Source organism: bacterium (genome assembly GCA_040753085.1).
Taxonomy (GTDB): Bacteria; UBA9089; JASEGY01; order JASEGY01; family JASEGY01; genus JASEGY01.
Genome location: JBFMHI010000178.1, coordinates 1 through 5,646, shown reverse-complemented (window position 1 = coordinate 5,646; position 5,646 = coordinate 1). Strand labels below are relative to the sequence as shown.

Sequence of the window (5,646 nt, the reverse complement as noted above, 5' to 3'; positions counted from 1 at the left end):
AAGTATTTTTTTAAAAATATTAAAAATATTCGTAGGCACACTTTTTAAACATATTTTAGTTGTATCCTCTTGATATATATAGAGTTAGGTCTATTTTTTAGGTGATTTTTAGGGGGAAGTTCCGCTTGAAATCAGGCTTGGAAAAATAGATATTAAAGAGACCCCCTTCACTAAAGAGGAGATCATAAATCACATTGCCAAAAGCGGGACGGTTCAAATCGTCCATTTTTCTTGTGAAACCTGGCGGGTCCTTCGTATCTTCCTCAATAATTCGGGGCAACCTACTCGGATTACACGAGATCAGAAACCCGTTTTTTCGGAAAAAACGGGTTTCTAATTTAGCCGCAAGCTTTCACAGTAAGGTGAACCATCCCCCAAAAGCTGGTATCAGGATAAGATCAATTGTTCCAAGAAAAACCCTGTTTCTGGAGTTCCCAGCAAAAGAAGAGCCATTTTATCCGTTAAAGATACTCTCAAAGAGAAAGTATTACAAGAATCTTGCGAGGGATATGATGAGATAAAGAGTGAAATAATCGATATCCTTAATGCAACCCTTAGAAGCTCCAGTGCTGTAGAATGTGTTAATAGCATCATCAGACCATATCAGCAGATAAAGAAACGTTTCAGTGAGAGTAACTACTCAGCCACCACATATTGATTTTGAAGCTTACAGAACACAATATATTGTGGTTCGTCTCCTTTTATAGGTTGCATAGAAAGCCGTTTTTTAGGAATTTTAGCTAACTTTTAAACACCTAAACACAATATGTTGTGGTTTCGCTAGGTAAGGCTACTATATAGAGGCTGAGTAGTTACCAGTGAGAGCTTCATCTATCTGGTTGCTCTTTATCATAACCTTCATACATTTGTTAAAGGCTCAAAGCGTGAAGGCAAATCCCCTGCAGAAATCTTGGGAGTAAAGCTCCCCACCTACGATTTCTTTGAGCTTTTAGAAACAATATAGGTTTTTAGGTATATATAACACCAGAAGGTCTAAAAAACAACCTTCAAAATACAAGGGGCGTATTGTCTCTTCGGCCAAAACTGTTACCACTTTTTAGGGCTGTTTCTGACCGAAATGAGACAATGCCCAAAAAATCAGTGTTTCATCCGTGTAAATCTGTGGCTGAATAGTTACACCAGCGAGAAAGTTACGCCGTGTTGTCCTACTTAGCCACTAAGACCTATCCACCTGAGGGATATCATTGGCCAGATTACAGATAGCGGCTTAATTGGGCGTAAAGTTGTTTGGCCAGCCCAAAATTGCCGGTCTTGGACATATCTTCTGCCCGATGATGGTCAAGCATGTCCTGGAAGATGTCCTCGGCCATGCCGGCCTCGAGGAAATCGGTCTTGTGGATTGTACTGCGCATACCTTTAACCATTTGGTAAACCAGCATAGACTCAACTTTATAACAGAGGTCGAGGAGCTTGGCCTTCTCCCCTTTCTTGGGTTCGGACATCCCTTCTTCCTGTTGAATCTGTCGCAGTTGGTCGGCAAAATTATTTACCTGGCCCATTTGCCTCAGTTGATCAAGCTGGGAATCAATCTGAGCTTTCCCCAATATATCCTGGTGAAGGTTAATTGGATTAATCATCTTACCTTAAGCAGGGGCAGGCCTCTGTGCCTGCCCTTCTTGTGTTGGGCAACCACAGGGGGTTGCCCCTACCACCTTTGTTGGGCAACCACAGAGGGTTGCCCCTACCACCTTTTAACCTTTGACCTTTGTCTTCTGTCCTCTGCTATCGGCTATTTATCCGTGCTAATCCGTGATTTCATCTTGATCCCCCTTAATTAGATTTTGATAAATTCTACCACACATTTATCTAGGGGTCAAATGACCTGATAGGTGTTAATCAGTGGCTGAATAATTACGATTTTACATAATAATCAGTTCTGCCTGCAATGCCCCGGCCGCCTTAACGGCCTGCAGGATAGCGATAACATCCCGGGGAGTCGCCCCCACTGAATTCAGGGCCGCTACGACATCAGCAATCCTGGCGCTCTCCTTCATAAGAACCAGTTTCTTTTCCATAACCGTGGCGGCGGTGGCCTTCTTCTCTTCAGCTTCCTTCCCCTCCCCTAAGGCCTCTTCCTCGGCCTCAATAGTGAGGGAAAGCTTACCGTGAGAAACAGCCACTTGAGAAATCTTTACATCTTCCCCGACCACTATTGTCCCTGTCCGCTCATTAATAACCACTTTGGCAATGGTATCCGGTTTAATTTTCAACTCCTCAAGCATAGCCACAAAACCAACTGGATTTTCCTGGTATTGGGCCGGCACCTTCACATCTACTAAGGAGGCATCTCTTGCCTGGGCAGTTTGAGAACCAAAAACGGCGTTGATCGCCTCAACCAATCGGGAAGCCGTAATAAAATCAGGCCGATTCAGGACCAGCGGGATAGTATCTCCCTCAGCCACCGCAGAAACAACCTCACGTTCCACAATAGCCCCCCTGGTTATCCTGGCTACGGTGGGGTGGTTTTTCAGTCCCTCACCGGCATTCACATTGGACCCGCCAATAGAAACAGGACCTTGAGCTACCGCATAAACCAGCTTGTCGGCTGCATAGAGCGGCGTCTGAAGGAGGACCCCCCCCTCCAAGTCCTTGGCATCACCCAGTGAAGATAGGGTAACATCGATCCTGTCGCCGGTTCGGACAAAGGCTGGCAGATCAGCCGTAATCATTACCGCCGCGACATTGGAAACCTTGAGATTGTTTATCCCTACGGTCAGCCCCAGGTGGTCAAGCATACTGACCAGCGACCGGTTGGTAAAAAGGGCCTTACTGCTGTCACCCGTGCCGTTCAGCCCCACGACTAAGCCATAGCCGATCAACTGATTCTCCCTTACGCCGGCCACCCGGGCTGCGTCTTTAACCCTGGTCTCCGGCTGGGCCTTAATCGTTCCGGCATAAAGAATAGCCCCCAGCAAGAGTAGAAAAAAGAGCCAAAGAATGGTCTGCCGCTTCATAATCGCTACTAACATTTTATCCCTCCCCACTTAAGTTTCGAGTTTCGAGTTTGGAAAGGTGTCAAATCCGTAACTCGAAACGGCCAAGCCGATTAGAAACAGAAATTAGCTATGCCGGCCAGGACTCTTTTAAACAGCCCTGGTTTTTCCTGGTCACTGAAGGTGAGTCCTCCTTTATAACGGACATTGGCCTCGGAAACATAGGTAGACGGGATGGTATTATCTGAAGAAATATCTTCCGGTCTGATTACTCCGGAGAGGATGATCTCTTCTTCTTCGCTGTTTACCCGGATATTCTTGGAGCCCTCTATACTTAAGTTTCCATTAGGCAGAACCTTGACCACCCGGCAACTAATGGTGGCCGTTAAGGCTCCTCGCCGGGTAGTGCTTCCGCTCCCCTTGTAGGCGCTCTTAGCTTTTCCTCCAAAGAAGGGAAGAAAGTCGAGAAGATTTTTGGTTACACTGGTGGGGCCGCCATCAACACTAACGTCCTTATCTCGTTTAGTCGAAGCGGCGTGAGTAGCATTAGAAGATTCAGTGATGAGAACAGTAATTATGTCTCCTGGTTGTCTGGCCTTATGGTCAATAAAGTAATTACTCCTTTCAGACCATAAAGAGATTGCCTGCCCTGGCGTAACTACACCGGCTAAAAAAATAAAGACCAGCCCACTGAGCAGGTCCTTTCTACCTCCAGATAGTTTCATTGTGGTTTCCCCCTTCCCAGTTCTTTAATATCTTCATCGGCAAATTTATCAGAAATCTTTAGTCCAAAGTGACATCCCCCTATGGGTATGATCTTTCCACCACTACTATTCCCTCGGCGTTGACCCTTCCTTCTACTACCTTTTTCGAATCGCAATTCAACACGGCGATCCTTTCGCCTGCCCGACCGTCACGGCGGGCCTGTCCCAGGGCCGAAACAGTAATGTCTCCCCAGGTGGTCTCCAGGACCACTATATCTCCCCGATGAATCAGAGGTGGGATGTCAACCATGGCCTCGGTTAAGGGAGTCCCTGCCTGAATTGACCGCTTAGTCCGGTAGCCAATTAATTCCCCAGGCGTTTGGTAAAAGGTCTTCCTGGATGACCCCCTGATCTCTTTAGAGGCTATCTTCAGGTCCTCCTCGGCCAGTAAATGATGCCGGTCAAGATGTCTGGCCGCTACCACCACCGACTGAAATCGTTTTAGCATAAACCCTACCTGCACTCTCCGATATTCCTCCTCTCCGTCAATCCTTATTTTGACCGGGATGGACAGCCGGCTCGTTCTGGTTCCGGGTGAGGGGAGAGAAACGATCTCAAACTTTACCTCTCCTTCAGGCAGGATCATCTCTCCAGGTCTTTTAACTACCTCAACCACTGTCTGAAAACCGCCGCCTCTGTCTCCTCCCTTCTCCCTTATCTCCTCTGTCATCTCTGACTCCGCATTCCGCCTTCCGCATTCCGCCTTATTAAGCCCGAGGCCTTCTAAAAGAGCGGAATAGGCAGCCTCAATCAAGGCATCTACATCTAAAGGTTGGGAGGCCGTGGTTATCTCAATCTGATCCGGGCAGTCGAGGATAAAACCTGCCTCAGCATAGCGGTTAAGGAATATTTTTAAGTAGCTTGATCTAATATTTCTTGTCCGACCGGGCAAGGGTGCCCGGCCAAGCCGAATCTGTTTAAGCTCAGCGGATAACTCTGAGGGCATCCCAGATATTTCAGCCACCTCCCCCAGGGTAATCTCCGGCCCCTTGAGGGTCACCTTCTCTTTCACTTCAATCCGGCCACTAGCCAGGACTTGAGTGGCTGATAATAATAGCAGACAAAAGGCCCTGATTAGCTTGTTAACTAACATCATACCTCCCTGCCTATGCCTTTACTTCCTTCCAAAGGTGTGCCTTTAATCGGGGTGCTATTCTCATGCTTATTGAGTTTAGCACCCTGATTTATCAGGGTGTTACGGATAGGATAACATCCAGAATCATAACCGCTTTAGCGGTTTCAACCCCTGAAAGTCTGAGGGCGTAGGTCGAAAAAACTTGAACATCGAGTTTCACGAAAGGAGATAAAATATTTATGCCATCTAAAGGGTATCCCTGTCCTTCAGATACTAATTGCCAGGGACGAGTGTTTCCACGGACTATAAATTACACCTTCCAGTCCCAGGGAAAAGAAATCACTGTTCCTGATATAACTGTTGATGTCTGCGATCGCTGTGGAGAAATGTTTTTCCCTCATGAAGCAGCCCGAAAAATCGAGATATATCAACATTACTCTGAAGATGTTCACTTACATTTTTCACCCGAAGTCCAGGCAAAACTGGCTAATCTGGCTCACAAACACCATCATTCCCTTAACGATGAAATCAAAACTATAATAGAACAACAGTTATGCCGAGTAGAGTGAATATCCTCAACGTTATGTTAGAAGGCCGCTTACTCAGCATTCAACCGTCCAACCTCCCGCCGGTTCTAAACCTCCGGGAGGTTTTGTAAGCTATTCTAACCCGCCACCTTTTTGGGCAGTCGTTGAAATAAGTTTAATGCAGATGTATCTACTCGAGATCAAGTTAAAAAAGTAAGCTCATTACAGATTATAGTGCTATGGGTTAAGTTTCATCTCCTTTTGTACCGACAGCGTCGGCATAAGAGCTTCCCCTCCCTTGATGGGAGGGGTTAGGGGAGGGTGGT

Annotated in this window: 6 protein-coding genes; 2 read left to right on the top strand and 4 right to left on the bottom strand. The window is 46.6% G+C overall.

What is annotated here, in order from left to right; translation table 11 throughout:
* The first annotated feature begins 194 nt into the window (after window positions 1-194).
* Complete coding sequence (locus AB1797_12865) at window positions 195-521, top strand: hypothetical protein (protein ID MEW5768482.1); 327 nt, start codon at window positions 195-197, stop codon at window positions 519-521.
* Window positions 522-1,214: 693 nt separating this feature from the next.
* Here the strand turns inward: AB1797_12865 and AB1797_12860 are convergent.
* The 4 genes from AB1797_12860 to flgA form a co-directional block, all read right to left on the bottom strand.
* Window positions 1,215-1,598: a rod-binding protein gene (locus tag AB1797_12860; GenBank protein MEW5768481.1), complete on the bottom strand. Its 384-nt coding sequence runs from the start codon at window positions 1,596-1,598 to the stop codon at window positions 1,215-1,217.
* 282 nt (window positions 1,599-1,880) lie between these two features.
* Window positions 1,881-2,990 carry a flagellar basal body P-ring protein FlgI gene (locus AB1797_12855; protein MEW5768480.1) on the bottom strand — a complete coding sequence of 370 codons (1,110 nt, stop codon included), beginning with the start codon at window positions 2,988-2,990 and terminating at the stop codon, window positions 1,881-1,883.
* A gap of 77 nt (window positions 2,991-3,067) precedes the next feature.
* A complete protein-coding gene (locus AB1797_12850; protein MEW5768479.1) occupies window positions 3,068-3,679 on the bottom strand; it encodes a flagellar basal body L-ring protein FlgH in 612 nt (203 codons plus the stop codon).
* Between the two features lie 79 nt (window positions 3,680-3,758).
* Window positions 3,759-4,814, bottom strand: a complete 1,056-nt coding sequence (flgA, locus tag AB1797_12845; GenBank protein MEW5768478.1) for a flagellar basal body P-ring formation chaperone FlgA — start codon at window positions 4,812-4,814, stop codon at window positions 3,759-3,761.
* 218 nt (window positions 4,815-5,032) lie between these two features.
* On the opposite strand from flgA, the gene AB1797_12840 reads away from it, so the two are divergent.
* Window positions 5,033-5,362, top strand: a complete 330-nt coding sequence (locus AB1797_12840; GenBank protein ID MEW5768477.1) for a YgiT-type zinc finger protein — start codon at window positions 5,033-5,035, stop codon at window positions 5,360-5,362.
* Window positions 5,363-5,646 lie beyond the last annotated feature (284 nt).

Excerpts from the sequence above, each read along its gene's own strand:
- AB1797_12860 (MEW5768481.1), bottom strand. The coding sequence starts at position 1,598 with ATGATTAATCCAATTAACCTTCACCAGGATATATTGGGGAAAGCTCAG.
- AB1797_12855 (MEW5768480.1), bottom strand. The coding sequence starts at position 2,990 with ATGTTAGTAGCGATTATGAAGCGGCAGACCATTCTTTGGCTCTTTTTT.
- AB1797_12850 (MEW5768479.1), bottom strand. The coding sequence starts at position 3,679 with ATGAAACTATCTGGAGGTAGAAAGGACCTGCTCAGTGGGCTGGTCTTT.
- flgA (MEW5768478.1), bottom strand. The coding sequence starts at position 4,814 with ATGATGTTAGTTAACAAGCTAATCAGGGCCTTTTGTCTGCTATTATTA.
- AB1797_12840 (MEW5768477.1), top strand. The coding sequence starts at position 5,033 with ATGCCATCTAAAGGGTATCCCTGTCCTTCAGATACTAATTGCCAGGGA.